General features: G+C 57.2%; 22 protein-coding genes, 2 pseudogenes and 1 riboswitch. Of the genes and pseudogenes, 10 read left to right on the top strand and 14 right to left on the bottom strand.

Annotated elements, in window-relative coordinates; genetic code table 11:
- Positions 1 to 20 precede the first annotated feature (20 nt).
- From AC2FID_RS01320 to metZ, 5 genes are all read right to left on the bottom strand, one after another.
- Positions 21 to 1,595 (bottom strand): thiamine pyrophosphate-binding protein, encoded by a 1,575-nt coding sequence (locus AC2FID_RS01320; protein ID WP_496760619.1) that lies wholly within the window; start codon positions 1,593 to 1,595, stop codon positions 21 to 23.
- Complete coding sequence (locus AC2FID_RS01315) at positions 1,595 to 3,043, bottom strand: TrkH family potassium uptake protein (protein ID WP_282168562.1); 1,449 nt, start codon at positions 3,041 to 3,043, stop codon at positions 1,595 to 1,597. Before AC2FID_RS01315 ends, AC2FID_RS01320 begins: the two co-directional genes overlap by 1 nt.
- A gap of 51 nt (positions 3,044 to 3,094) precedes the next feature.
- Positions 3,095 to 3,820 carry a hypothetical protein gene (locus tag AC2FID_RS01310; protein WP_496835049.1) on the bottom strand — a complete coding sequence of 242 codons (726 nt, stop codon included), beginning with the start codon at positions 3,818 to 3,820 and terminating at the stop codon, positions 3,095 to 3,097.
- Between the two features lie 280 nt (positions 3,821 to 4,100).
- Positions 4,101 to 5,204 (bottom strand): GTP cyclohydrolase FolE2, encoded by a 1,104-nt coding sequence (gene folE2, locus AC2FID_RS01305; RefSeq protein WP_496695036.1) that lies wholly within the window; start codon positions 5,202 to 5,204, stop codon positions 4,101 to 4,103.
- Between the two features lie 169 nt (positions 5,205 to 5,373).
- Positions 5,374 to 6,564, bottom strand: a complete 1,191-nt coding sequence (metZ, locus tag AC2FID_RS01300; protein ID WP_496835047.1) for an O-succinylhomoserine sulfhydrylase — start codon at positions 6,562 to 6,564, stop codon at positions 5,374 to 5,376.
- Positions 6,565 to 6,629: 65 nt separating this feature from the next.
- Positions 6,630 to 6,707: riboswitch (SAM riboswitch) on the bottom strand.
- Positions 6,708 to 6,828: 121 nt separating this feature from the next.
- Between metZ and AC2FID_RS01295 the strand changes: the two genes are divergently transcribed.
- Together AC2FID_RS01295 and trhA are read left to right on the top strand one after the other, a co-directional pair.
- Positions 6,829 to 7,518, top strand: a complete 690-nt coding sequence (locus AC2FID_RS01295; RefSeq protein WP_496695032.1) for a glutathione S-transferase N-terminal domain-containing protein — start codon at positions 6,829 to 6,831, stop codon at positions 7,516 to 7,518.
- 235 nt (positions 7,519 to 7,753) lie between these two features.
- The gene (gene trhA, locus AC2FID_RS01290) at positions 7,754 to 8,401 is read left to right on the top strand and encodes a PAQR family membrane homeostasis protein TrhA (RefSeq protein ID WP_496834978.1); all 648 of its coding nucleotides are present in this window, start codon (positions 7,754 to 7,756) and stop codon (positions 8,399 to 8,401) included.
- A gap of 308 nt (positions 8,402 to 8,709) precedes the next feature.
- Here the strand turns inward: trhA and AC2FID_RS01285 are convergent, their stop codons facing one another.
- From AC2FID_RS01285 to AC2FID_RS01270, 4 genes and pseudogenes are all read right to left on the bottom strand, one after another.
- Positions 8,710 to 10,737, bottom strand: coding sequence for an oxidoreductase (locus AC2FID_RS01285; protein ID WP_496835045.1), 2,028 nt, complete (start codon positions 10,735 to 10,737; stop codon positions 8,710 to 8,712).
- Positions 10,738 to 10,821: 84 nt separating this feature from the next.
- Positions 10,822 to 11,517: pseudogene (locus AC2FID_RS01280) on the bottom strand (tyrosine-type recombinase/integrase).
- 201 nt (positions 11,518 to 11,718) lie between these two features.
- Positions 11,719 to 12,501 (bottom strand): lysophospholipid acyltransferase family protein, encoded by a 783-nt coding sequence (locus AC2FID_RS01275; protein ID WP_496835043.1) that lies wholly within the window; start codon positions 12,499 to 12,501, stop codon positions 11,719 to 11,721.
- A gap of 481 nt (positions 12,502 to 12,982) precedes the next feature.
- On the bottom strand, positions 12,983 to 13,882 hold the full coding sequence (locus AC2FID_RS01270) for a LysR family transcriptional regulator (protein ID WP_496695024.1): 900 nt from the start codon (positions 13,880 to 13,882) through the stop codon (positions 12,983 to 12,985).
- Positions 13,883 to 14,039: 157 nt separating this feature from the next.
- Here AC2FID_RS01270 and AC2FID_RS01265 point away from each other — a divergent pair, with 157 nt between their 5' ends.
- Complete coding sequence (locus AC2FID_RS01265) at positions 14,040 to 15,614, top strand: arylsulfatase (RefSeq protein WP_496753605.1); 1,575 nt, start codon at positions 14,040 to 14,042, stop codon at positions 15,612 to 15,614.
- Between the two features lie 446 nt (positions 15,615 to 16,060).
- Positions 16,061 to 16,774 (top strand): annotated as a pseudogene (locus AC2FID_RS01260) (TRAP transporter large permease subunit); the annotation flags it as partial.
- Between the two features lie 927 nt (positions 16,775 to 17,701).
- On the opposite strand, the gene AC2FID_RS01255 reads toward AC2FID_RS01260, so the two are convergent.
- Together AC2FID_RS01255 and AC2FID_RS01250 are read right to left on the bottom strand one after the other, a co-directional pair.
- Positions 17,702 to 17,896 (bottom strand): hypothetical protein, encoded by a 195-nt coding sequence (locus AC2FID_RS01255; protein WP_496835041.1) that lies wholly within the window; start codon positions 17,894 to 17,896, stop codon positions 17,702 to 17,704.
- Between the two features lie 51 nt (positions 17,897 to 17,947).
- Positions 17,948 to 18,703: a helix-turn-helix transcriptional regulator gene (locus AC2FID_RS01250; protein WP_496835039.1), complete on the bottom strand. Its 756-nt coding sequence runs from the start codon at positions 18,701 to 18,703 to the stop codon at positions 17,948 to 17,950.
- 87 nt (positions 18,704 to 18,790) lie between these two features.
- Between AC2FID_RS01250 and AC2FID_RS01245 the strand changes: the two genes are divergently transcribed.
- The gene (locus tag AC2FID_RS01245) at positions 18,791 to 19,186 is read left to right on the top strand and encodes a RidA family protein (protein ID WP_282168572.1); all 396 of its coding nucleotides are present in this window, start codon (positions 18,791 to 18,793) and stop codon (positions 19,184 to 19,186) included.
- A 63-nt stretch (positions 19,187 to 19,249) separates the two neighbouring features.
- Here the strand turns inward: AC2FID_RS01245 and AC2FID_RS01240 are convergent, their stop codons facing one another.
- On the bottom strand, positions 19,250 to 19,621 hold the full coding sequence (locus tag AC2FID_RS01240) for an OB-fold nucleic acid binding domain-containing protein (RefSeq protein ID WP_496835037.1): 372 nt from the start codon (positions 19,619 to 19,621) through the stop codon (positions 19,250 to 19,252).
- A gap of 127 nt (positions 19,622 to 19,748) precedes the next feature.
- On the opposite strand from AC2FID_RS01240, the gene AC2FID_RS01235 reads away from it, so the two are divergent.
- A complete protein-coding gene (locus AC2FID_RS01235; RefSeq protein WP_058273927.1) occupies positions 19,749 to 20,072 on the top strand; it encodes a 2Fe-2S iron-sulfur cluster-binding protein in 324 nt (107 codons plus the stop codon).
- Positions 20,072 to 20,794, top strand: coding sequence for an FG-GAP repeat domain-containing protein (locus AC2FID_RS01230; RefSeq protein ID WP_472723506.1), 723 nt, complete (start codon positions 20,072 to 20,074; stop codon positions 20,792 to 20,794). The genes AC2FID_RS01235 and AC2FID_RS01230 overlap by 1 nt, the downstream gene beginning before the upstream one ends.
- A gap of 81 nt (positions 20,795 to 20,875) precedes the next feature.
- Here the strand turns inward: AC2FID_RS01230 and purD are convergent, their stop codons facing one another.
- A complete protein-coding gene (purD, locus tag AC2FID_RS01225; RefSeq protein WP_496835034.1) occupies positions 20,876 to 22,138 on the bottom strand; it encodes a phosphoribosylamine--glycine ligase in 1,263 nt (420 codons plus the stop codon).
- Positions 22,139 to 22,212: 74 nt separating this feature from the next.
- Here purD and xseA point away from each other — a divergent pair, with 74 nt between their 5' ends.
- A complete protein-coding gene (gene xseA / locus AC2FID_RS01220; protein ID WP_496835032.1) occupies positions 22,213 to 23,706 on the top strand; it encodes an exodeoxyribonuclease VII large subunit in 1,494 nt (497 codons plus the stop codon).
- Between the two features lie 12 nt (positions 23,707 to 23,718).
- On the opposite strand, the gene AC2FID_RS01215 is transcribed toward xseA, so the two are convergent.
- Positions 23,719 to 24,144 (bottom strand): hypothetical protein, encoded by a 426-nt coding sequence (locus AC2FID_RS01215; protein WP_282118867.1) that lies wholly within the window; start codon positions 24,142 to 24,144, stop codon positions 23,719 to 23,721.
- 104 nt (positions 24,145 to 24,248) lie between these two features.
- Here AC2FID_RS01215 and AC2FID_RS01210 point away from each other — a divergent pair, with 104 nt between their 5' ends.
- Together AC2FID_RS01210 and ftsY are read left to right on the top strand one after the other, a co-directional pair.
- Complete coding sequence (locus AC2FID_RS01210; protein ID WP_496835030.1) at positions 24,249 to 24,887, top strand: lysoplasmalogenase family protein; 639 nt, start codon at positions 24,249 to 24,251, stop codon at positions 24,885 to 24,887.
- Positions 24,888 to 24,945: 58 nt separating this feature from the next.
- The gene (gene ftsY / locus AC2FID_RS01205) at positions 24,946 to 26,109 is read left to right on the top strand and encodes a signal recognition particle-docking protein FtsY (RefSeq protein WP_496835028.1); all 1,164 of its coding nucleotides are present in this window, start codon (positions 24,946 to 24,948) and stop codon (positions 26,107 to 26,109) included.
- The last annotated feature ends 16 nt before the right edge of the window (positions 26,110 to 26,125 follow it).

Below are 26,125 nucleotides of genomic sequence, written 5' to 3'. Positions count from 1 at the left end.
GAGCGGCGCTTTTTTGTTGGCTAAAGGATATCCGGCGTGACACGGATCAGTGTCGGGACCGGGGCCGTAAAGGCGGCTCGGACCGCCTCTTGCATCTCGGGCAAACTGGAGGGCGCAGAGGACAACGCGCCAAAGGCCTGGGCGAGTTTGCAGAAATCCGGGTTCCGCGCGACAACCGCATTTGGGGCGATCTGACCTCGGACCATGCTGTCCTCAATCTCTTTGAGCTTTCCGTTGTCCCAAAGGATAATCGGCAGAGACAGGCCCAGTTCGACTGCTGCACCAAGCTCTTGCATCGTATAGTGAAAACCGTAGTCCCCGGCGATCACCGCTGTAGGCTTACCTCGGCGCGCCACAGCCCCGCCAATTCCGGCCGGCAGCGCATAGCCAAGCGTGCCGAATCCGGTCGGATGGTGCCAGTGATAGGGATAGCCCATATCCCAAACCTCTTTGGCGACATAAGCGAACTGGGTCATGTCAGAATAGATCATGGTGTCGCCGGGCATCGCCGCGCGAAGGGCATCCAGCACCGGGACGATACCCGGTCGTTCCGCATCCACTTCGGCCCGCCAACGGCGGCGCGTGTCAGCGACTTCCTCCGCTGTCCAGCCCGTCGAAGGTTTAACATGGTCGATAGCCGCCCAAAGTGCATGGGCAAAGCTTTCCCCGTCAGCCTGTAATTTCACTGCGGCGCGATGGTGATCGGACAGAACCTTCGGGTCCACATCTATACGCACCAGATTGCCCGTGTGGCCCAATGCATTTCGCCACAGGTCGACCTCGCCCAATTCCGCGCCCACGACGACCACAAGGTCGGCGGAAGCGATAACATCAGCGCTGCCCGGTCGTGGCAACATGGCTCCGTAGTCCAAGGCATAGCCCAACCCCGCCATTCCGCGCCCGGCATACGTGGTAAAACAGGCCGCACCCAACTGCGTCAGGATTTGCCGCCACAGATTCGACCGCGCACCACCACCCAGAATAAACAACGGGCGCCGTGCGATGTTCAGCATGGACATTACCGGAGCCAAGTCCGGCGGCAGAACTTTTGAGCGCAAACCAGGTTGGTTGGGAAACGGTGCGGGATCAGCATCGGCCTCAAGCTGTGCAATCGGCACTTGGATGTGTTTTGGACGTGGACGGCTGAGTTCAAACTCTTCAAAAGCCCGCTCGACCAGACCATAAGCAGCCTGAGCGGTATTCGCCTGATGCGACCAGTCAGTCACGGTTTCAGCCGCAGCGCGTTGGTCTTTCATCTGGTGCAACTGCCCGTGCACGCCTTGCGTTTCATCAAGGCACGAGGACATCACCAGCATCGGGACAGAATCCGTATAGGCCTGCCCCATCGGTGTCATGATATTGCACAACCCCGGTCCCGTGATGACATATGCAACACCCGGCTTGCCGGTCGCACGGGCATAGCCGTCGGCCATGAACCCTGCCCCCTGCTCGTGCCGGGCCAGCACATGGGTGATTCCGGCCTCTTCGATCCCGCGATACATTTCCTGATTATGCACGCCGGGAATACCAAAGATCACATCCACTCCGCGATCCCGCAGCATATGCGAAATCTGCGCACCAAGGGGTCTTTTCATCAATTCCTCCAGAACTGGACAGTGAAGAGTGCATAAACGGCCAAAAGCTCAAGCCGCCCTACCAGCATACCGATTGACAGCAGCCATTTCGCGGTGTCGCTGAGCCCTGCAAAGTTGCCGGCCGGTCCGATTTGATCCCCCAGCCCCGGCCCTACATTGGCCAGCGCTGTGGCTGCACCGGAGACGGCAGTTATGAAATCCAATCCCGTCAGTGCCAGCGCCCAGGCCAGCACGCCCAACGAGAGCACAAAAAACATGAAGAAGCTCATGACTGAGGTCAGAACGTCCGGACCAATCGAACGGCCATCATATTGCGGCTTAAAAACACCATGAGGTGAGCGGATGCGGCGGATCTGGGTCTTAATCGAAGCAAACAGCAGTTGATACCGGAAGATCTTGATAGAACAGGCGGTTGAACCCGCGCAGCCGCCAATCAGACCGATCAGAAAGAACATCATGATCGGGAAACTGCCCCAGCCCATGTAATCTACGCTGGCATACCCGGTACCCGAAATGATCGAGGTGATGTTGAACAGTGATTCCCGAACAGCCTGTTCCCAATGATGCGGGAAAACGGAGGTCAGAAAGACCGCCATAATGACCACCAGCACAAGAATGGTCGCCAGAAAGGTCCGTATCTGGCTGTCGCGGAAAATGGACCTCGTATTGCCATTGGCGAATTGGACGTAACGAACAAACGGCAGTGCCGCGAGGATCATGAAGACTGCGGCCGCATATTCTGCCGGGCCGGAAAACGTGCCAAAGGACGCGTCATAATTTGAAAACCCGCCCGTTGAGATCGTCGTCAGGGCGTGCACCACGGCATCAAAAAAGCCCATCCCCAGACCTGCATAGACCAACGCGCAAACAATCGTCAGAAAGACATAGATCAGGGAAATCTGGCCCGCGATCTCTTGCGCCCGTGGAAGAATTTTCCCCATGGTTTCAAATCCTTCCGAGCGGAAGATTTGCATCCCCCCGACGCGAAGCTCGGGCAGGAACACCATGGCCACGACGATGATGCCGATGCCGCCCAGCCATTGCAGCAGGCCACGCCAAAGCAGCAACCCCTGTGGCAGGTTATCGAGGCCGGAAATCACAGTCGAGCCTGTCGTCGTCAGGCCCGACATCGCCTCGAAATACGCATCGACAAAGCGCAGTTCGGTCTCGCCGAACAGAAACGGGATGGCGCCAAAAAACGGCAGTGCGACCCAGACCCCTGTGGTCAGCAAAAAGGTCTGACGGATCGTCAGACCTTCGCCCACCCCGTTCGAGCAGCTCATCGCCAGAATGACGCCGGTCAGAATCGTGATGACGCCGCTTTCCAGAAAAACGTGCCATTCGCCCCGGCCTTCGATGAAGTCCGCAAGCATAGGCAGCAGCATGGTCGCCCCAAGAATGGCGACCAATAGGCCAATCACATATCCAACCGGGCGCATATCCGTCATGAGGCGCAGCGTTGGCGCGCCTGCACGACTGTGTCAAGCCGGTGTCGGGTTTTACCCGTCCGTTTTGCGTGCCGTTGTTGGCATCGCGGGCGGATTAGACGGGGCGCGCGGGCGACGCGCCGGAGTTGCCTGTGCCCCCTCGAGCTTTGTGGCAACGGCTTTTGCAGGCGCAGGCTGCGCCGCGACCGGCTTGCCGGGTGCTGGTTTCGCCGCGACCGGCTTGGGTGCGGCCGGTTTGGCCGGGGTCTTCGGCGCAGTGGTGTTTGCTGCCACAGGTTTCGGCTTGGCAACCGCTGCCGGTTTTGGCGCAGGTGTTTTTCTAGCAACGGCAGGCTTTGGTTTGGCTGCCGCTGCGGGTTTGGCCGCTGGCTGCCCTTTGGCGACGGCAGGATTGGCGGTAGGCTTTTCTGCAACTTCGGCCGATTTGGCTGCCACCGGGGTGGGTTTGGTTACTGCAGCCACCGTTTTGGGCGCGGTGGGCTTGGGTGATTCGACCTTAGGTTTTGCGGCGGTTTTCTTGCGGGCTACAGGCTTGGGCTTGGCCACCACCGCAGGTTTTGCCTTGGCAACCGATTTGGCCTTGGGCGCGGGTTTTGCCGAGGGTGCAGCCGGGGCCGGAGCAGCAGCCGACGCGTGCAAGGCACTAACCGACACAAACGGCAGCTCCATCGCCGAACGGGTCAAAATCTGCATAATTTTCATTTGGTTGCTAACCGCATAGCCGGCCATTCGGATGGCCGCAGCCTGAAATTCCAGCGGTTGGGAAATTGGATTCATACTTTAGTTCTCCTCTGAAAGCGATGCAGCCTGCAAAAGAGTGAATTGAGCTGCCCGTCCCGATTTTTCGGGCGGATCAAGCAGTCACGAAGTCCTGAGCGTCGCACGTCTCAGCTTCCTTTCAGAGTGGCAGACGCACGAACAGAAATTCGCCTGCCACGGCTGCATTCCACACCAGTGTTACTTGAAGGACCGTGCAAATGCAGCACGAATTGCCGCGCTGCGGCGGAAAACCGCTCTTAGTCTAAAATTGATACTTTATTGATCCACCCCGCCCCGTCTACCCGACGTGGAATAGGGTGGTGAACAGCCGCGGGTCCAAGCTGGGTGACACAAAGGTCGGACCTTCGGTCAGAACCGACACCGCATCGTGGCTGTGCAGGCTTTCCTGATGGCTTGCGACCACGCGGAAATCGCCAATATGGTGATCGGCCAGCAATTCGGCACAGAACAGCCGGGCGGCGTCTTCGACAAAGATCGGATTGGCCGCGTTAAGCTCGGCAAATGCCTGTTCATCCTCGCGTTTGACCATCACCTGCGTTTCTGTCGGAACGGCACGGCGGCACATGGCAATCAGATCCTCGAACCAAAGGCAATCCGCGTCGCAATCGACCACAACAGAAATCCGCGCCACTGAGCGTTGCGAATGCGGTGTGGCCAGCTGTCCACGTGTTGCGCGTGCGTGCTCGCTGAGTTCCAGCGAACAGGGACATGTTGAGGAATATACGTAGTCCAGATGCATGATCTTCTGGCGCACTCCGCCCTGTTCAACCAGCTCAAGTGCTATGTCGTAATACTGGTACCCTTCCAATCCGGACCGCAGGCTTTGCACACGGTCAGGATAAGAAAAGCGCATCTGGATACGGGCGTCAAAGCTATCCAGATCGGTCATATAATCATCCAGCGCGGCCTCCATGACCTCAAAGCTGAACGTACGCTCGGCGTGTTTGTAGAACGAACGCATGATCCGGGACATGTTGATGCCTTTCTTTTCGGCATCCAGGCTAACAGTCCCGGTCACCGAGGTCTCTAGCGTCAGGTCATCGCCGCGCTTTCGATGAAACCGGATCGGTAGGCGGAAGTTCGAGATACCAACATGCTGGATTTGTTGCTTTGCGCCCCGGATCAAGCTGGACGGGCCATTCTGCAGGTCCGGCAAGGTCGCACGATACGCGCTGTCGACCGTGAACCCATCAGGGTATTCGCGCGACAGGGACGGATAATTCACGGGCACCAGACCAGGCACAAGGCGCGCAATCGCCGGGTCGAGCTGGCTGATCTCGGCCTCGGTTGCGGACTCGGCCCATTTGCGCAGCGTCTTCAGAGCGGCTGCGGCTTCATCATTGTCGGGCGTGTCCTCAATGTCGCGGGGGTGCACGTTCATCGATCGGGTTCCTCGGTTGGTCGCCGAACCTTGTTTGTATTCGGCTTGCTTTCCAGTGTAGCTTTATACGCTGAAAAACACAGCCCGGATCGAAATTCGGCGAAAATCGCATGACTTACGTCATTTTCACCTAGTTTCGACCCGGTTGTCAGTAAACCGCTGCCGTTAGTTAACGTTGCGACACGTCCAGCGCATGCTTGATGTCTGCAAGCAGATCGCCCGCATCCTCCAATCCTACGGAAAAGCGGATCAGGCCCGGTGTAATGCCCAATTCGTCCTTCTGATCGTCGCTCAAACGCTGGTGCGTCGTCGTTGCGGGGTGTGTTGCGATTGACTTGGCATCGCCCAGATTGTTCGAGATGACAGGGATCGTCAGCGCGTTCAGGAACGCAAACGCCGCGTCCTTGCCGCCCTTGATATCCAGCGACAGGACCGTTCCGCCTTTACCGCCCAATTGGGTTTGCACCAACGCGTTTTGCGCATGGGTTTTCAGACCCGGATAAAGCGTCCGTTCCAGCGCCGGATGCCCCTCAAGCGCTTCGGCAATGGTCTGTGCCGTATCTGCCTGAGCGTTCACGCGCAGTGCCATCGTTTCCAGACCTTTCAGCATGACCCAGGCGTTAAACGGGCTCAGCGCTCCACCGGTATGTTTCAGATAGGGCTCAACCGTTCCCCGGATGAAATCCTTGGTACCAATGATGACACCGCCCAAAGCACGCCCCTGCCCGTCGATATGTTTGGTCGCGGAATAGACCACGACATCCGCCCCCTGTTCGATCGCGCGCGAAAAAACCGGTGTGGAAAACACATTGTCCACGATGACAAGCGCGCCAACCGCATGGGCCAGTTTGGTAACCGCCTCGATATCAATGACCTCAAGCGTCGGGTTTGACATCGATTCAAAGAAAACCGCCTTGGTCTCAGGGCGGATCGCCGCCTTCCAGGCGTCCAGATCGGTGCCATCAACAAAAGTGACGTCCACACCATAACGGGAAAGGATGTTTTCGAGGATATACAGACAGGACCCGAACAATGCCTTGGCCGACACCACATGGTCGCCAGCCTGCAACATCGAGGTCAGCGCCGCGTTCACCGCAGCCATGCCGGATGCTGTGGCAAACGCGTCCTCGCCACCTTCCAGCGCCGCGATGCGCTGTTCGAACATCGAAACGGTCGGGTTGCCATAGCGGGCATAAATGAACTCATCCGGGCCGGATTCGATGAACCGCGCCTCGGCTTGTTCGGCTGTCTCATAGACAAAGCCCTGTGTCAGAAAAATTGCTTCGCTGACTTCGTTGTATTGGCTGCGACGGATGCCGCCATGGACGGCTTGGGTGCGTTTGTTCCAGCTCTCGCTCATCTCATTCCTCTCGACCCTTGTCTGGCAAGGGCATCAAAAAAACCCCAGACGCGGTCAAGCGAAAGGGGCCTTTCATCCTGACCTTTTAGCGGTGTTGTTTAGCGTGGCCCGCAATCCGGTAACAAATCGCCACGTAGCTTCTGCGATGCAAATACGCCGCGTGTACTTGGCCGTCAAGCCCGGTTGCCCTGTGTCACGCCTTCGTAACCGCCTCTTGCCGATTGCGCAGAATACCGCATGATCGCCTCAACCTGAGGAGGCACAATGATCGATCTGTATTTCTGGCCCACGCCGAATGGCTGGAAGGCGTCCATCGCTTTGGAAGAGATGGACCTTCCCTACACGACCCACCTGATCAATATCGGCAAGGGTGATCAGTTCGACCCCGAGTTCCTGAAAATTGCGCCCAACAACCGGATGCCTGCCATCGTTGACCCGGACGGCCCGGATGGCGCACCTATCTCGGTGTTCGAAAGCGGCGCGATCCTGATGTATCTCGCCCGCAAGACCGGGCGCTTTTATGGCAAAACCGAACGTGACCGGATCGCCGTCGAGGAATGGCTGATGTGGCAAATGGGCGGCGTCGGCCCAATGGCCGGTCAGGCGCATCACTTCCTGAAATACGCGCCAAACCTCGAGCCACCGCAGGACCTGCCCTATGCCAAGGACCGCTACCGCGCCGAAGTCGGGCGGCTGTACGGAGTATTGGACCGGCGGTTGGCCGAAAATGAATACGTCGCGGGCGATTTCTATTCCATCGCGGATATGTCGATCTGGGGCTGGGCAAGCCTGTGGGAAGGGCAACAACAGGTGTTGGAGGACAAACCGCACTTTGCCCGGTGGCTTGAGACAGTAAGTGCCCGTCCGGGCGTTCAATCCGGGCGCGCGTTACACGCCGAGCTGCGCGGCGATCACAGGGACAAGCAGGCGCAGGGAGTGTTGTTCAACCGTTAAGGCACGTTGATCCAATGTCCTCTATGAGCCCAGCGCCGACCTTGACCGATGTTTTTTACTTGGTTTGTGCAGCACTCGCGAACAACACAAACTGGACGTTGGGCATATTGAAGAACAAAGGCGAGATAGCGGACGGGGCAGTCATCTGTCGTAGCGCCGAGACCTGACGCGCCGGAAGCATAGACACTCCACGCGTCTGGATGTAACGCGAGACAAACCTTTGCCCGGAACCAAAATGACGGAAACGACATATCCTAGCCCTATCCGATCGCACCGCCATGCCGACATTGCCGTCCATGCGTTCGGGCTGGTAGCGATCCTGACGGCCGGGGGAGTACTTCTTTCAAAATCAATCCTCGGCCTCGAACCTAAACTGGTTCTCGCGGTCGTGGTTTACGTTCTTTGTGCGCTGTCATCCAACTTAGCATCCGTCGCCTATCACTTTTCCACGTGGCACCACGGGCGCAAGCTGATGCGGCGCATTGATCACGCAGCGATCTACCCCAGCATCTCGGGCACCTTCACACCGTTTTTCGTCTTGGCAGGCACGACATGGACGATGGCCTTGCTGTGGATTTGTTGGGGGCTGACAGCCGTGGCCATCTGGAACAAGATCACGAACGAAGCGGTCAAGTCACGATGGTCAACTGCATCCTACCTTGGACTGGGCGCAATTGGGTTGAGCGCCCTTCCAGACCTCACGAATGTACCCATCACAACATTGTGGTGCATTTTGGCTGGGTCCTCCGCCTACGTCATTGGAACGGTGTTTTACGCCCAAAAAACTATGCCTTATCGGTATGCTGTTTGGCACACATGGGTGAATATTGGCGGAGCGCTGATGTTTGCGGGCATATGGATCGCCCTATCCACTCAATGGTAGATTTTGTAGAGGCAGGGACTAACAGTTTCGCAACCGGTATGTTGGATAATGCCGCGGAATAATAGGTCTGCTTTGGGCTTATAGGACCTGTTATGTCTCACCGCAGAGAACGGCTGCGTTGAGCCCTTAAGGAGCGATGCAAAGTCCGCTATGCGGATGAATCCGCCCTTCGATCTTCTGGCACTTAGGTCAACTATATGCTTTTCGCAGCCGCTGAAAAAACACCACCAGCCGAGAGCGGAAATTCGCTGCGTTCCGTCTGAACGTCCGCTTTCGCCGCAACTGATGAAAGATACTCCGAGCGCAGTTCAGGCTAAACAGCAAATACGCAAAGCGTCTAGGATCGCGGCGTGCATATTGCGGCCTGCGATCGCGTCACCAATTCGGGCCAGATAGAACTGGCCATCCGGCTCTTCGTCCCTGAACGGGAATGAACCATTGATCAGTGCCTTGTGATCGACCTGCCCAAGGTTTCGCGAACCTGGCTTTAGATCGTGATAGAGCTCGTCCATCGGGGTCAGACCATGCTCGACGACAACGTGGTCGACAAGACGCTTGGTGATATCACCGGTCAAGGTATTGCGTATGCTGGCGCACACCCGGTTTCCCTCTTGGCTTAGAGCACCGAGTTCGTGGAGGCAGGTAAAGGTCACCCCGTTTGCTGCCAGATCGCGCAAAGTAACGGCAGAGGTCGTTGGGCCAAGGTCATGCAGAAGCGCACGGTCGGGGGTCACAAGTTCGACGCTGTGGCCGGCGCCTGCCAACGTGTCGGCCGTGACTGCCGCGGGATGGTCTCCGACCTCGTCGAATAATAGAACTTCGCCCGAGACACGTGCCTCTCCGGACAGAACCTCCCAGCTGGAGAGCGCCAGATCGCCGCCCGGTATGGATAATGGCTCGGGCCATCCGCCGGTAGCAACTATGACCAACTCCGGGAGTTCTCTTAGCACGTCACCGGCCTCGACATAGGTATTCATGCGGAGATCAACATCGAGTGCGGTCACCTCGGAAATCAACCAATCGGCAACACCCCATACCTGCCTACGTGTCCCCCCCTTGGCTGCCAAAACAAGCTGCCCGCCCAGTCGATCTGATGCCTCGAACAAAACCACATCGTGACCGCGCAAGGCACTGACCCGCGCCGCCTCCAGCCCGCCAGGCCCGCCACCGACGACAACCACCTTCTTTCGGGTGCGGCTGGCAGGAATAACATGGGGTAAAGTTTGCTCCCGCCCGGTGGCGGCATTGTGTCCGCACACGGCAGGCTTGCCCTGATTGACGCGGTCTACGCAATACCCGAGGCCAACACAGGTGCGGATACGTTTCTCTTCCCCGCGTGCCAGTTTTGCGACCAAATAAGGATCAGCCATTTGGGCGCGCGTCATGCCGACAAGATCGACATGACCGCCGGTAACCGCGTGTCGGGCCGTTGCAATGTCCGCGATGCCGCCTGCATGCAGGATCGGCAAGTTGACGGCTTCGCGGATGCGCCCGGCCACAGTTATATGCGGGGCAGCTGGCAGACCCATCGGGCGCACCCATTCAGCAAGACCAAGGTCATCGTAGGGCGCCCCGACCAGGATGTTGAGCAGGTCGACATGGCCACTGTCTTCCAGCATCCGGGCGGCGGCAACACAATCCTCGGCGCTAAGCCCGCCCTCTATCAACTCATCGCCGGTGATACGCATGGACAGTATGAACTTTGGACCAACCTCTGCGCGCACCGCATCCAAAACCTGCATGGTCAGGCGCATGCGGTTTTTCAACGTTCCACCAAAGGCATCGTCGCGTTGGTTGGTAAGCGGAGAAAGAAACTGGCCCAGCAAATGCGAATGGGACAGAAGCTCGATTCCGTCGAACCCGCCCTGCTGACAACGTCGCGCCGCAGCGGCAAAATCGCAGACCACTCGTTCAATGTCCTCTTGTTCCATTGCTTTGGGAAAGGCACGGTGCGCGCGCTCGCGCACGCCGGATGGCGCCAAAACCGGCAGCCAATGACCGTCATCCCAAGCGGTTCGACGCCCCATATGGGTGATCTGGCACATGACCGCGGCCCCGTGCGTGTGAACGCCATCCGTAAGCTTCCGGAACCACGGAATGATACTGTCATTGCCAGCATAGAGCTGGCCAAAAACCGAAGGGCTGTCGGGGGCAATATTGGTTGACCCGCCGATCATGGTCAGGGCTACACCCCCCTTAGCCTTCTCTTCGTGATACAGCCTGTATCGGTCTCGAGGGTGACCGTCTTCGACATAGTTGGGTGCATGAGATGTACTGACGATGCGGTTGCGCAGCGTCAGGTGCTTGAGCTGAAACGGATCAAGTAGTTTCGCCATGATCAACTCCCTTCGGTAACCACACATAGCCCCGGGTTGGGCCCGTTTGCCGCCTTCTGTGACTGACGACGTTTGCTGTCAAAGTTATGCTACTTGGGAAGTACGGGGAGAGAGTTCACTAATTCCGACACTGATCCACAAAATGACGACCAGACTAAGAAATGCAATTGCAGTAACTTCTTCGGACAAGGGAGACCGGACTGTACCGTTCATCTTGGTATGGCCTAGCAAGAGCTGGGCCGCTTTTAGGTTGCCGGTTTTCTTGTAGATTTGGGTGACTTTCTTGCGCCTCATTGAATGGGTTCCGTTTGCGCTTGCTTCCAGGCCGATCGATGTAAACTTTCCTCGAACAATCCGCGCATATTTGACGCGTCGAGATGTGTAATCTTTCGTGGAATCCGCCAGGCCAAAGGTATTCTGAATCGGCCATGAGTTCATCTTCCATCCATTTCTGGACAGAGGCACGGGTGCCCTCGGCATCTCAAAGCGCACAGGTTTCTGCGTCTTGCTTTGCAGTACGAAAGTGCGTGCCTTGATCTGCCCCGATGACATAACATCGACCATCTTCACCAGATCACTGCCGCGAATCTTGCTGTCGATTGCCATGTTGAAGAGTGCAAGATCGCGATTGTTGCCGACAAGCTCGAGGCGAATTCGGATTGCCCAGGCGTGTTTTGGTTTGAGCGGGTGCTTTTGACCAACGATACGGCCTTCGTTCCAGGCTGGGTGAAGTGCCCGAATGACAGGTAAGATTGGTGTTCCCGTGACTGATCCTCCGATCCGCCATGCCCAACCACAACGACAACCCGACTTTGACGCGGTCCAATATCACAGGATGCCGCGATTGCTCCGAGGTCCTCTCAGAGCCCGTTTTTCCAAATGCTACAATGCGTCAGGGTGACTAGTATGCGCGCAAAGCTGACAATGAGCAGTATCATTCCAGTCCTTCGTCTGGCGCTGCGCAAAATGAGCGTTCAAGAACTACCGACCTACCCAATCATCAAAAACTGCCATCATGTCGCTTCTCAGGCGTGCGACATCCTCGTCCACTGATGCGGAAAGATCGCATTCGAATGAGGGCAAGACCTCGACGCGGATCGTTCCGCTTTTGGGTAAGTGTTTGCCGCGGGGCAGCAGGCGGTCCGAGGCGTGGATGACGATGGGCCGTATTGTACGGCCAGTAGCGCGCGCAGCCATCACCGCACCCGCCTTAAACGCCCCAAGACTTTCAGACTTAGTGCGCGTGCCCTCAGGGAAAAGCACGACTGAGCAGCGCGCGGGCATTGCGTGCACGGCAGCCGTGAGTGTTTCGAGCGCCACCGTGCCGCTTTTGCGGTCAATCTCCACCAGGCCCGCGCCTTTAAATCCTCGGCGCAGGAGGGCTGCGTCGCACAGTTCCTTTTTGGCAGCGAAGGTGATCCACTTGGCGTCGGGCACCACGTCCATCAGAACAAAGCCATCTAGGTGGCTGCGGTGATTGATCACGATGATGCTGCCGGTGTCGACGGCCAGCGTGGCCCTGTCGGCCTCTGTAATGTCTGTCCGGATGCTCAACAGCCATAAGAGTCGCGAACATGCGCGTTTGACTTGCCGCCAGTACCAACCGCGAAAGCCTCGCCGTTTACCGCAAAGCAGGGGAACAAAGGCGATGAAGAAGAAATAGAAGGGACCCATCAGGAACAACGCGGCGCGCTTTATGGCGCGCAGGCCTGCCTGGTCTGTGGTCGCTGGAGCGGCCCGTAAGTTCGGAGGTTGGAGTGACATGGGTCCCCGTTGCGCATGCTGTCTGCCGGGGGAAGTTCACTAGGACCCTTCGCTTGGCTTTCGCTGCCTGCCCTTTGAGCGCGTGGCCCGACAAGCACCCTGCGCCCCACCTCTATGGGGCAATGGGCGGGTCCAATCAATAGAAAGTCAGATATTGGCGATTGGCTTCAATGGCTGGTTTGAGATCAATGTGTTCATTCGATTTTATGCTGTGAGCGCAGGCAGCATCAAATATTCTGCAACTGTGTAGTTCCTGGTCCCGCCATGCGGCGGAGAAGTCAGCCGTTCGGTCGGCCTGCAGCGATTGTAGGACTGCGAATTCGCGCAGTACGCAGCATTGCCGCCATTGGCCATTTTCAATCAAAAGCCGCTCTGCGGTGTAATGCGAAACTTTGGCAAGCTAGCTGAGCTCGCGAAAACGTCTTAGTCGAACCACGATACGTCCCAGTTGGGCGTCTTTTATTGTTCTTCACATCACTGGTCACGCCCGGTGTTTGGCCAGTTCACTCCAACACAATTCAAGAGCAGCCGACGTGTTTTGGGACTTGCGCGCCGCGCAGATGTTCCATGAAAGGCTCTGCTTCATCGAAACAGGTTTGACTTTCTTTGTGCTGATCAGTTCTGAAAAAGTGTCTGGCATCCCTCCTACGATATAGTCTGGCTCTGCCAATAATCCGGTCAGAAAGTTGTAGTCGTCGCATTCAATATTCGGCTGGGCATTGACCTTATTGACCGCCTCGGTGTTGCCGCCAAGTGACTTTATCAGGGTCGCTCTCCAGTGTTTATGAAGATGCGGTGATGCAAAGGGAAAGTCGAAAACACCTGCCATTGTTTGTGGGCCGCGTTGGTGAATTTCATGATCGGGGTGCGCAACAAACTGAATTTGCCGTTTTTCCATCACCATGATTTCGACATTGTCGGCATCCGGTGTGTAGGTCAGATCGCCCAGAAACACATCGAACTGCCCCGCTTGCAACAAGTCGAGCGGACGCGCGTAAGCGCTCACCAGTATTCTGAATCGAAGGTCGGGCATTACCTGCCGCACAGATCGCAGGACGGGCACGATCAGAGATCTTGTGGTCAAAGGCCCGCAACCGATCAGAAAAGTGCCAGGTCCGGCGTCACGCAAACTGGCGACACGCGTCGCATAGCGATCCAGGTCTTGCCGCAGAGCCTTAGCGATAGGCAAAAACTCCTGCCCCGCCCGCGTCAGCGTACTGCTGTTGCGCCTTCGATGAAACAGCACGAGCCCTGCATGGTCCTCGGCTTGCCCGATATAGCGGGAAAACGACGCGTTGGAGACACCCATCACGCGGGCCGCGTGTTGGAAGCTGCCAGTTTCAGCCAAAGTAAGAAAGGCAGTTAATGCGTTTTCATTCATCGTGCGGTCAATATCATCTCAGTTATCGGTTTTTAACTTTCATAATGTGAAATCCTAGTAAAGCTATGTTGCAGCATTAAAGTTTCGACCGTTATCCCTGATGAACCTTCCGATATTCCCAGCATCGGTATCGCCTTCCACTTCCACAGAGGTCAAAATGTTCAACCTTCGATCCATTGCGTTTTCGGCAACGGTGGCCACAGCTTCGGTCTGTGCTACGCCTGTTTTAGCCGAAACCGACCAACCCAATATCCTTGTCATCATGGCCGACGACGTGGGTTGGGCCAGTCTTGGCAGCTATCATCAGGGGGTTAAAAGCATCAAAACCCCCAATCTCGATCAACTGGCAGCGGATGGCATGCGCCTGACGGATTATTATGCTCAGCCAAGCTGCACGGCGGGGCGTTCGGCTTTTATCACCGGGCAGTTGCCGGTTCGTACCGGGATGCATACCGTCGGCCTACCCGGAGACCCCGAAAAGGGTCTGAGTGATGACGATCCCACCTTGGCCAACATGCTGAAATCCTTGGGTTACACGACCGGCCAATTCGGTAAGAACCATTTGGGCGATATGAACAAGTTTCTGCCAACAGTGAAAGGCTTTGATGAATATTGGGGTTGGCTCTATCACTTGAACGCGATGGAATACACGTCCGACCCGGACTGGCCCAAAGATCAGAAATTCAACGACACTTTTGGTCCTCGGAATATCATCCACGCCTATGCGACAGATACGGTTGATGAAACGGTAGACCCGCGCTGGGGTCTGGTCGGCAAGCAACGCATCATCGACGATGGCCCCGCTCCGCCTGAACGGCAAAAGACGCTGGATGACGAAGTGACGGCCCATACACTGGGCTTCATCAACCGCGCGGTTGAAAGTAACACTCCGTTCTTTGTCTGGATGGCACCAGCGCGTGCGCATGTCTGGACACACCTGAGCCCTGAATACGAAGACATGCTCGGCGATGGGCGTGGGTTGCAAGATGTGGTGATGAAGGAACTTGACGACAACGTAGGAAAAGTCATGGCTCGGCTGGAAGAACTGGGCGTTTCCGACAATACGATTGTTGTATTCACGTCCGACAACGGCCCCGAAACCATGACTTGGCCCGACGGGGGAACAACGCCGTTCCACGGTGAAAAGGGCACGACCTGGGAAGGCGGTTTCCGCGTGCCTGCCATTATTCGCTGGCCCGGGAAAGTTCCCGCCGGAACCGTGAGTAATGGCATCTTTGCCGGGCTCGACTGGATGCCAACCCTGGTCGCGGCTGCTGGTGGACCGGATGACTTGCCGGATGCTTTGTTACAGGGTCACGAAGGCTATCAGGTGCATCTTGATGGTTACAATCAGTTGTCGTTCTTGACCGGCGCAAGCGACAGCAGTCGCGAAGAAATCGTCTACTACGAGGGGCCAGACCTGCAGGCCGTACGTCACGGTGACTGGAAAGCGCATTTCACAATTCAAACCGAAGGGTGGGCTGGACCCAAAGAGGAACTGAATGCTCCGCTTCTATTCAACTTGCGCCGTGATCCTTATGAAAAGGCGGCCGAGGAGTCGGGGATGTATACCCGGTGGATGGGCAACAAAATGTGGGCCTTCGGTCCTGCAGCTAAGATCGTTCAGAACCACCTGTCTACGTTCAAGGACTATCCTCCGCGGGGATCGGACATAACCAATCAAACTCACGTGGAAGAACAAATCTCGACCGAAGGCGGGATGTCACAGTAAAAAAACAATAGTCGGGAGGCATCCAATGGTGCCTCCCGATCTTCGCAATCGAGTACGGGAAAATATCTGCGCACGTGGGTCCGCTTTGATACCTTGCCCGGCCACTCGCGTATGCCGCAGCATCAAAAAGTCTGGGCTCGATGCTGATGTGGGAGCAGTCGCGGCATCATTTCGACTGCCCCACCTGGATCAGGTTTGGAACGGTTCTTACGGCGCGCGCTCACTCCGCCGTTAGCCAATCCGGAACGGTTCTTTTTCGTCTGTGCGGCATCGGGCCGTTTTGACCCCTTTTTCTTTAGACTGCAGTGCGCACGAAAGGCAAAAGTCCCCGGATTACTGTTATTCGTGACCGGATGGGAAATCCAAACCAAACTTGACGAACGACCCAAACTCGCCAGGTCGCAATAAGCAAATTCGCTTCACCACATGAGTTTCTGGTAAACACGTTTCACCCCACCGAAGCCGCCGCCGTGGCCGCAATCTATGCCTTCTTCATCGCCACCTTTGTCTACAAAGAAATGGGGCCGCTCGCCGCCCCCAAAACCCGTAGCCTGTTCGCCGCCGCTGTGATCGAAGACGCGCCTGCTGGCCCACGCATTCCCCTGAAGAGCAAGCCTTGGGCAGTTTTCACCGCGATTGTGCATCCCGACACTCAAAAGACCTTGTTTGATGCCGGCAAACTGACGATCACACCGCTGTTTGTGATCGCCAACGCGCTGATCCTGAAACACGTGTTGATGGATGAGCAAATCCCGCAACAGGTCGCCAATGCGATGCTGTCGGCGGGCTTTGGGCCTGTGATGTTCCTGGTCGTCGTAAACATCGTCCTGCTTATCGGTGGTCAGTTCATGGAACCCTCGGGCCTCTTGGTCATCGTGGCGCCTCTGGTGTTACCGATTGCCATCGAGTTAGGCATCGACCCGATCCATCTGGGTATCATCATGGTGGTCAACATGGAGATCGGCATGATCACCCCGCCGGTCGGCCTGAACCTCTTCGTCACCTCGGGCGTTGCCGGAATGCCGATGATGAGCGTGGTCAAAGCAGCCCTGCCGTTCCTGGCCGTGCTGTTCGTGTTCCTGATCATCGTTACCTATGTTCCGTTCCTATCTACATTCCTGCCCAATTCGTTCATGGGACCGGAAATCATAACCCAGTGACGCGGAAGGCGCTGGTCAAGTCTTAGGGGTGTTGTGAAGCGAACCCAGGGGGTGTTGATGTTAAACCGACCAAGGTCCGCTTAGTCCGCACAGCAAACATCGGCGCTCCTTATTGTAAACTGTCCATGGGTTTCTATCGCTCTCTACTTCCCACCATTTGTTCTGAAGTAGTAGAGGTAAGCCAAAGCTATGAACACCAATGAAAAAGCTAAGTCGACACCGAGATAAGAAGCACCAGTTGCCAACCTGACTACAACCATGGCCGCAACCATCACGCACAAAACCGCGAACTCGATCGATCGCCTATTCATGACTGCTCCTTATTGTGAACTTCGTTGCCTTAAGTATCCCCACCGACTCCGCAACGCTGACATTTAAGAAAAGGAGCGTCAGTAGTCCAACGTGCACGTCACTTGTAACCAAATATCCGACAAACAACCGTTTCATCAGCACTCCTACCCAGTTTTTGAGTTCTTGATGTCGGCTAAAAGCTTGTTACGCATCAGTAAGAAGGCAGCAACCAGGATCAAGGCCACGTAAAAAACTAGTTTCTCGTGGGAGGCGTATGGCTTTGGGAGGAAGTCGACGTCGGGGATTTCAATGCCGAAGAACTCTATTGGTAACGTGTACCTGACCGCTACTAGGTAAGCTACTGCGCTGAGAATATAGCAAACCTTCAGGGCGACCTTTTGATTAATCATAACGCTTCCACCCTCCTTATTGTGAACTAAACCAATGGACCACGTGGAGGAGCGTTCCCACAACCAGCAAAAATAACGATATTGTCTGGGCACAGATAAACACCCAAGTTATTGCCGATAGCTCATCCGTCTTTTCAAAAAAGTTACCGAAAAATACGAGTCCCAGATATGAAAGAACAAAAACCAAAGCCAACCATTTCAAAGCCCTACGCCTCCACATTGTGAACTAGCTCAAAAAATTCAGGAGGGCTTGTGACCCAACTGCTAAGAACGCAAATGCCGCTGCAAGCTTACCCCGGCCACTGATCACCTCTTCACGGTTCGTCACATGCTTAGGTAGATGGTAAGAGGCGGTATACCAGTTGAAGGCTGAGAATCCGCCGAATATCACCACGGCCCATTTCAACACTTCAACAAACAAGTCAATTCTCCTTATTGTTGACTTAGAACGTTTGGTCCGAGCCCATTTTAATCAATACTGCGCGTTCGATGGATGACTGCTTTGCCGGTCATTTTGCAGCTCACTGTAAGGGCAGACGTCTTCTTCAAATGGAACATAGCGGCGGCGAAAGCTAGTACCTTCCACGGCTGCTGGAAGACTGATCCTATCCATCCTGAAATGCCGAAAATCCTCCCTTACCGGGTCCCAGCCCACGAGGTACCATAAAGGGGGCAGGATCAGCATTGCCTGTGGCTCCACTTTGCGGCGGGTCCGCCGTCCTTTTGCATCGCGATACTTAAACGAGATGAGCCTGCGTCCAAAGAATGCCGCTTCAACGGCGGGAAGCAACTCAGCATCCATTTTATCCAAATCCGAAAGGTCTTGCAGCGGGGACAATTGACCAATGTGTAAGCAGTCCAAGAAAGCGCGCAGGTCGCGCACTTTGTCTGCGGGCAGGGCCTTTTCGATCTTGGCTAGTCCGGCATCTGCCAGCTCCGAGAAAGGAAGGTTTCCCGCCGCCCGCATGGCTGCCACGCTGATGAGCAGTGCAAAGACCTCTGGCACCGATAACTTGGCAGTTGTCTGCATGGATTGCGGATCAAGCTGCAAGCCGCCACCCCGCCCCACGTCGGAATGGATCACATAGCCTTCATCCCGAAGCGCGCTGATATCACGAAGGACAGTGCGGCGGGACACGCCCACCTCATCAGCAAGGGCATCAATAGTGGATGTACCGTTTCGGCGGAGGGTCCGCACAATCTTTTCATGTCTGAGTCGAACATTCATTCTGACACGATAGCACAAACGGTGACAACTTTTGTCACTGTTTTGATTTAAACCGTTTCCAGAAAAGCAAAAAATGGAGAATTCGACATGGAACGGACAGCAGTGAATCCCTGGGAGTGGTCGCTCAAACTTGGCTACAATCAGGCCGAGGTGATCAAAGGCACGACACGTCTGGTCATTTGCGCAGGGCAGACAGCGGTGGACGAGAACGGCGCGCCCCAGCACCCTAGCGATATGCGTGCGCAGATCAATTTGGCCCTGGACAATCTGGAAGCCTTAATCAAAGAAGCTGGCATGGATCTGAGTAATGTCATCAAGCTGGGCGTCTATGCCACTGATGTGGATGAGGCATTGAAGAACTTCGATCTGCTGGGGATGCGCTTTGGCCCGCATCGGGTCGCCCCGCCCATGACCTTGCTGGGTGTCACACGCCTCGCTATCCCCGGATTGCTGTTTGAGATAGAAGCAACCGCAGCTGCATAGGTGAGATCATAGCGGCCATTTGATTTCGAAAACCAAGTGGCTGCCATGTCCCGCATAGCGGACCTATCCCTCCCCCCGCACCAGCACATCCAGCATGCCCGAGATATCCTCAACCTCTTCCGCGATCACATGGGTCACCGAATGCGCCCGCTGCATCCGGCCCGTGACCCGCAGCAGCCGCCCCGAGATCACCGCCCGGCGGAAGGTTTCGTAAATTTTGCGCCAGACCACCACGTTCACGATACCGGTCTCATCCTCGAGCGTGACAAAGATCACCCCCTTGGCCGTCCCGGGCCTCTGCCGCAGGATCACCAGCCCCGCGACCGCCACCAGCGCGCCCTCGGGCGGGTCGTTCAACCGGTTGGCGGGCAGACACGCGGGCGGGCGCGGCCAGTTCCGGTCCGAAGACACAGGGCAGGTAGGTAACGCATTCATGAGAACAAAAATAGAACAAACGCAAGGAAAGTCCATAGGCGGCGTGACGAGTCGCAAATGAGGCTGGAAAGACCTAAATGCCTTCACTATGGAAGAATTCGACAAGCGAAAGAGGAAGACGCACGCAATGGCAAAGATTACCTATGTCGAGCACGGCGGTACCGAACATACAGTCGAAGTCGCCAGCGGCCTGACCGTCATGGAAGGGGCCCGTGACAACAATATCCCCGGCATCGAGGCCGATTGCGGCGGCGCCTGCGCCTGTTCGACCTGCCATGTCTATATCCACCCCGACTGGGTCGAGAAGGTTCCGGCCAAGGACGACATGGAAGAGGACATGCTGGATTTCGCCTTTGAACCCGACCCGGCCCGCTCGCGCCTGACCTGCCAGATCAAGGTCACTGACGAATTGGACGGGCTGGTTGTTCAAATGCCCGAAAAGCAGATCTGATGCTTTTCAAAGCGATCGCGGCAGCCGCGATCGCAATTGGAATCTTTCCGAGCCAGACAAGATCTCAGCAGCCATGGCAGTATGAGCCGCTGGGTTCGGCAGAGTACTCCGAACCCACTGCGCGATACCCGCACGGGGTACTCGGTGATCAGATTGAATACGGCACCCTGATCCTGCAATATGCGCCGGAATGGGCGAAATACACTATCCGGCTGCCAAAAGAGCGCGTTTTCGAAGATATCCGACCGCGCCTGATTGATATTGACAACGATGGCCGTCGCGAAGCTCTGGTGGTTGAAAGCCATCGTGACAAAGGTGCACGGCTTGCAATCTACAATGGCGGCGGCCTGATTGCCGCTACGCCCTACATCGGAACCCGCTTTCGCTGGCTCGCTCCGGTCGGAGCGGCCGACATGGATGGCGACGGCAACGTCGAGATCGCCTATGTCGATCGCCCTCACTTGGCCAAAACCCTGCGCATATGGCGATTTGCAGACGGCGAGCTGACCGAAATCGCATCGCTGCCCAATCTCACCAATCACCGTATTGGAGAAGATTTCATCTCCGGCGGTCTGCGCGATTGCGGCGGCACTCCGGAACTGATCCTCGCCAACGGCAACTGGACCCGCGTCATCAGCGTCACTTACGAAAACGACTGGACCACCCGCGACCTCGGCGCGTTTACCGGCCCCAAAAGCCTGAACAACGCGCTCAAGTGCTGATCCGCCTCTTCATCTGGCTAAAAATTTCCTGTGAGTGAGGCGATAGGCCGAAGGGGCAAAGCCCCCTGACCTACCGACTGTTCAAAGAGCCCGCCAGCCGATATCGCGGCGGTAAAAGCCTTCGGGCCAATCCACACCTTCAATCATCGCATATGCCCGATCGCGCGCCTCTTGCAGAGTATTCCCGCGCGAGGTCACATTCAGCACGCGCCCGCCTGCGGCTTGAACCTGCCCATCAACGGCCTTAGTGCCAGCGTGAAAGACCATGTTGCCGCTGTCCTCAGGAAGCGCATCCAAGCCCTTGATCGCAGATCCTTTTACGTAGGAACCCGGATACCCCTGTGCCGCCATCACAACAGTGATCGCATGATCGTCGGCCCAGTTTACCTGTGTCTCGCTCAAACGGCCCTCGGCCGCGGCATGAAGCAGGTCCAGAACCTGGGCACCAAGCCGCATCATCAGAACCTGGCATTCCGGGTCACCAAAGCGGACGTTGTATTCGACCAACCTCGGTTGGGCATCCTTGATCATCAACCCCGCATACAAAACGCCTTGAAATGGCATGCCCCGGCGCTTCATCTCGGCCATGGTCGGGCGCACGATCTCTTCCATCGCGCGCGCCTCGATCTCGGCACTCAGGACCGGGGCTGGGGAATACGCCCCCATACCGCCTGTGTTTGGGCCCGTGTCGCCTTCTCCCACGCGCTTGTGATCCTGCGCGGTGCCGATGGACAGAATGTCCTCGCCATCACACAAGACGAAGAGAGATGCCTCTTCGCCCTCCATGAACTCCTCAATCACCACCTCGGCCCCTGCGCCACCAAAAGCGCCGCCGAACATGTCGTCGATGCCCTCCAGCGCGGTCTGTTCGTCCATGGCGACGATCACACCCTTGCCTGCCGCCAAACCATCGGCTTTGACCACGATCGGCGTGCCCTGTTCGCGGACGTAAGCCTTGGCAGGCTCGGCCTCGGTGAACCTTGCATAGGCTGCGGTCGGAGCGTTCGACGCGTCACAGATTTCCTTGGTGAAACTCTTCGATGCTTCCAACTGCGCAGCATCGGCGGACGGGCCAAAGACCAGCACACCCGCTTCACGCAGACGATCCGCGACGCCAGCGGCCAGGGGCGCTTCGGGGCCGACAATCACGAAATCAATTGCATTCTCTTCGGCAAAGCTGACAACCGCACCGCCGTTTTCGACATCCAGTGCCGCGCACTCGGCAATTTGTGCAATCCCTGCATTTCCCGGCGCCACGATCAGTCGGTCACATTTGGGATTTTGCATCACCGCCCAGGCGAGGCTGTGTTCCCGCCCGCCGCTGCCGAGAATAAGGATGTTCATTAAGGTCTCCGATCTGCTTGGCCTCGCCTTCCGGGCGTTCTAAGCTGGCCGGGCATTTGACACAAGGCGCTGAAATGTCCGACCTGCTTGATGACCCGATCCCGGGCCAAAACACACCAGAATATACCGTTTCGGACATCTCGGGTGAGGTGAAACGCACGCTCGAAGGCACGTTTGGGCGAATCCGTGTGCGCGGTGAAGTCGGACGCGTGTTTACGGCGCGTTCGGGGCATCTGTACTATGACATCAAGGACGACCGGAACGTTTTGGCCTGCACCACCTGGAAAGGTCAGGTTTCGGGCCTATCCGTGGTGCCGGAAGAAGGTCTTGAGGTTGTCGTCACCGGTCGTCTGACGGCCTTTGGCGCGCAATCGAAATACAACCTGAACGTCGATGAGGTCGCGGTCGCCGGGCAAGGCGCACTTATGGCCTTGCTGGAAAAGCGCAAGAAACAGCTCGAGGCTGAAGGTCTGTTTGCGCCCGAACGGAAAAAGCCTCTGCCGTACCTGCCGCAGATCATTGGCGTGGTGACCTCACCATCTGGTGCTGTGATCCGGGACATCCTGCACCGCCTGCGAGATCGCTTCCCGCGCAAGGTGCTGATCTGGCCCGTCGCTGTACAGGGCTCCAACTGCGCGCCCGAGGTTGCGCGGGCCATCGAAGGGTTCAACAAGCTGACACCTGGCGGTTCACTGCCCCGCCCCGACCTGATCATTGTCGCCCGGGGGGGCGGGTCGATCGAGGATCTTTGGGGCTTTAACGAAGAAATTGTCGCGCGTGCGACGGCCGCTTCGGACATTCCTCTGATTTCAGCCGTTGGTCACGAAACAGATACGACGCTGATCGACTTTGTATCAGACCGCCGCGCGCCAACACCGACCGCCGCGGCCGAGCTTGCCGTGCCGGTTCGAATGGAAATACTGGCCTGGACAGGTGAGCAAGGCGCGCGTCTGTCTCGTGCCGCTACGGATGCGGTTCAAAGGCGGTCTCAACGGCTTCGTGATCTGTCCCGCGCGTTGCCTCGCCCGGATAGTTTGTTGAACACTCCACGCCAACGACTTGATTTGATTGCAGATCGGCTGGCGCCCGCACTGAATCGCGGCGTCCAGAACCGACGTCTGCAGGTCGTCGAGCTGTCCGCACATCTGCGCCCGTCGACGTTGCGCAATCTCGTTTCGACCAGAAACGAGGCCTTACGCAACCTGTCATCCCGTCTGTCTCTGCGCCCAATCCACAGAGAGATCGAACAACAAAAGCAGAATATCAACAGGTTAGCCGACCGTATGAACGCGGCACAGGCCACGCGCCTGGATCGGATGCGGCAACAGCTGGACGCCGCTGATCGCTTGCGTGAAACACTTAGCTACAAGGCGACGTTACAGCGTGGCTACGCTGTGGTCCGAGCTGAGGGCGAGGTTCTGACAACCAAGAAACAGGCGTCAAAACACAGCGCATTCGAGATCGAATTCGCAGATGGTCTGCTGAATACGGGCCAGCCCACGACTTCACCGGCGGCCCCTAAGAAGTCAGCAAAGAAAGATGCACCGGACCAGGGCTCGCTGTTCTAGCCGAATGCGCCTTCAGACCCCGACTTCAGGGCCGAGACAAACCATTTCTTCATTGATGTCCTCGGCCTCGTACAGCTCGGTGGCGTCCGAGTTGCCCTCGAACAAGGCGATCAGGCCCCCGTCAGACTTGGTAAAGACCCAGCATTGCGGGTCAATCCGGTCTTCGTAGACAAAGCAGATCTGGCCCGCTTGTTCGTACCAGACACCCTCTTTGCAATTGCCGTCCAGAAAAGACCAGATCACGCGGCGATTGGGCAAATAGCGTTCGACGCCGTAAACCGTTCCCTGAAACCCATAGAACATGGTTTTTCCGCGCGTATAACTGTCGAATTCAGCCCCAGACAAAGCTGACTGAGCCGCTGCCGTCTGCGCAGAAAGTGTCAGAAGAATCGCAATACGCCTGAGCATGGGAACATTCTGACAGATGCCGGTCAGCATCGCCAACAGACAATCCCCTAAAACCGGCTGCCTTAACGTCACCGCTTGAGTTGTAATGGCGATCCCGGTGATGCTGCCAAAAAAAGCCAAATGGGGGACATTTGATGACAACCGCTTTTTTCTGGATCGCTGCCGCGAGCGCGCTGGCCTATTTGCCGATGTCACCGCGCCCGGCCAGCCCCCTGCGATCCCTCTTCAAGACGGCCTCTGTCGCGCTACTGGCGCTGGTTGCTGTCTTAAGTGGCGCCCCCATGCTACTGACCCTTGCGCTAGTCCTGTGCGCCTTGGGTGACGCGCTGTTATCACGCGAGACGGACTCGACCTTCATGGCAGGGATTGGTGCATTTGCAGCAGGCCACCTGGCCTATATCGCTCTGTTCCTCAGCCACCCATCCAGCGACACCGCTCTGATCTTCGACAAGCCCGGCATCTTTTGGTCGCTGATCATCCTCGGGATCGTTGCTGCAACCCTGCTCGCCCCCCGCGCCGGTGACCTCAAGATACCGGTTCTGGGCTATATCCCGATCATCCTTGGCATGGGCATTACGGTCCTCGCCTTGCCCGAGGCGGGCGCGTTACGCTGGGCCCTGCCCGCCGCACTGGCCTTCATCGCGTCGGACCTGATACTGGCGACTGAAAAGTTTCTGCTACCTAACGGCCATCCGGCGCTACGCATCACGCCCTGTATGATCTGGATCCTATACTGGGGCGCGCAAGCGGGGCTGTTGATTGCGTTTTTGTGACCCTTTGCAACTGCCGCAAATCCGCATTAGGTGAGAGGAACACCTGCGGAGACTAAAAATGGCGTTTTTCTCAAAGCTCAAGGACAAGCTGTTCAAATCCTCGTCCCGCCTCGAACAGGGGCTGGATGCCATCGTCGAAGACGGTGGCGAGGAAACGACCGCCCCCGATCCAGTTATCCCCGAGCCTGAGCCGCAGCCGGAACCGGTTCCCGAAATTCCGCAGCCCGTGCCAGAGACACCTGAACCCGCCCCTGTGCCACAGCCGGTCGAAACACCTGAACCCGCGCCGGTCGACCCAACCCCTGCTCCGCCCCCGCCTGAGGCCGCGCCATCCAAAGGGGTGTTGGGACGCCTGTTTGGCCGGAACGAAGCCAAGGCCGTCATCCGTCGTACGTTGGACGACGATATGCTTGAGCAGCTAGAGGAACTGCTGATCGCCTCGGATATGGGCGTCGACACCGCTTTGCGGGTCACATCCAACATGGCCGAGGGGCGATTGGGCCGGAAACTCTCCACGCAAGAGATCAAGCAATTGCTCGCCCAGGAAGTCGCCCGTGTGATGGAACCGGTTGCCAAGCCTCTGCCCATCTACCCCAAGCGCCCGCAGGTCGTGCTGGTCGTTGGCGTCAACGGGTCCGGCAAAACCACGACCATCGGCAAGCTCGCCAGCCAGTTCAAAGCCGCGGGCAAAAAGGTCGTCATCGCCGCCGGGGACACATTCCGCGCAGCCGCCGTCGAGCAGCTACAAGTCTGGGGCGACCGCGCCGGTGTGCCAGTGCTGACCGCACCCGAAGGGTCAGACCCGGCCTCATTGGCTTTCGACGCCCTGACCCGCGCGCAGCAAGACGGTGCAGACCTGCTGATGATCGACACGGCCGGGCGCCTGCAAAACCGATCGGATCTGATGGAGGAACTGGCCAAGATCGTCCGCGTGATCCGCAAAATCGACGAGACCGCCCCGCACAACACGCTGCTGGTGCTGGATGCCACCACGGGCCAGAACGCGCTGAGCCAGGTCCGGACATTCCGCGATCTCGCTGACGTGTCGGGCCTGGTGATGACCAAACTCGACGGCACCGCCAAAGGTGGCGTATTGGTGGCACTGGCCGACAAGTTCGGCCTGCCAATCCATGCCATAGGCGTCGGAGAACAGATCGACGACCTCGCCCCCTTCGACCCTGAAGAGTTCGCCGCCGCCCTCACTGGCCTGGACCGAACCTGATCCCCCTTTCATCTGG

The sequence above is a fragment of the Ruegeria sp. CDSC068 genome, assembly GCF_059610545.1.
The sequence above is the reverse complement of the archived record's forward strand: the minus strand, read 5'-3'. Positions and strand labels throughout refer to the sequence as shown.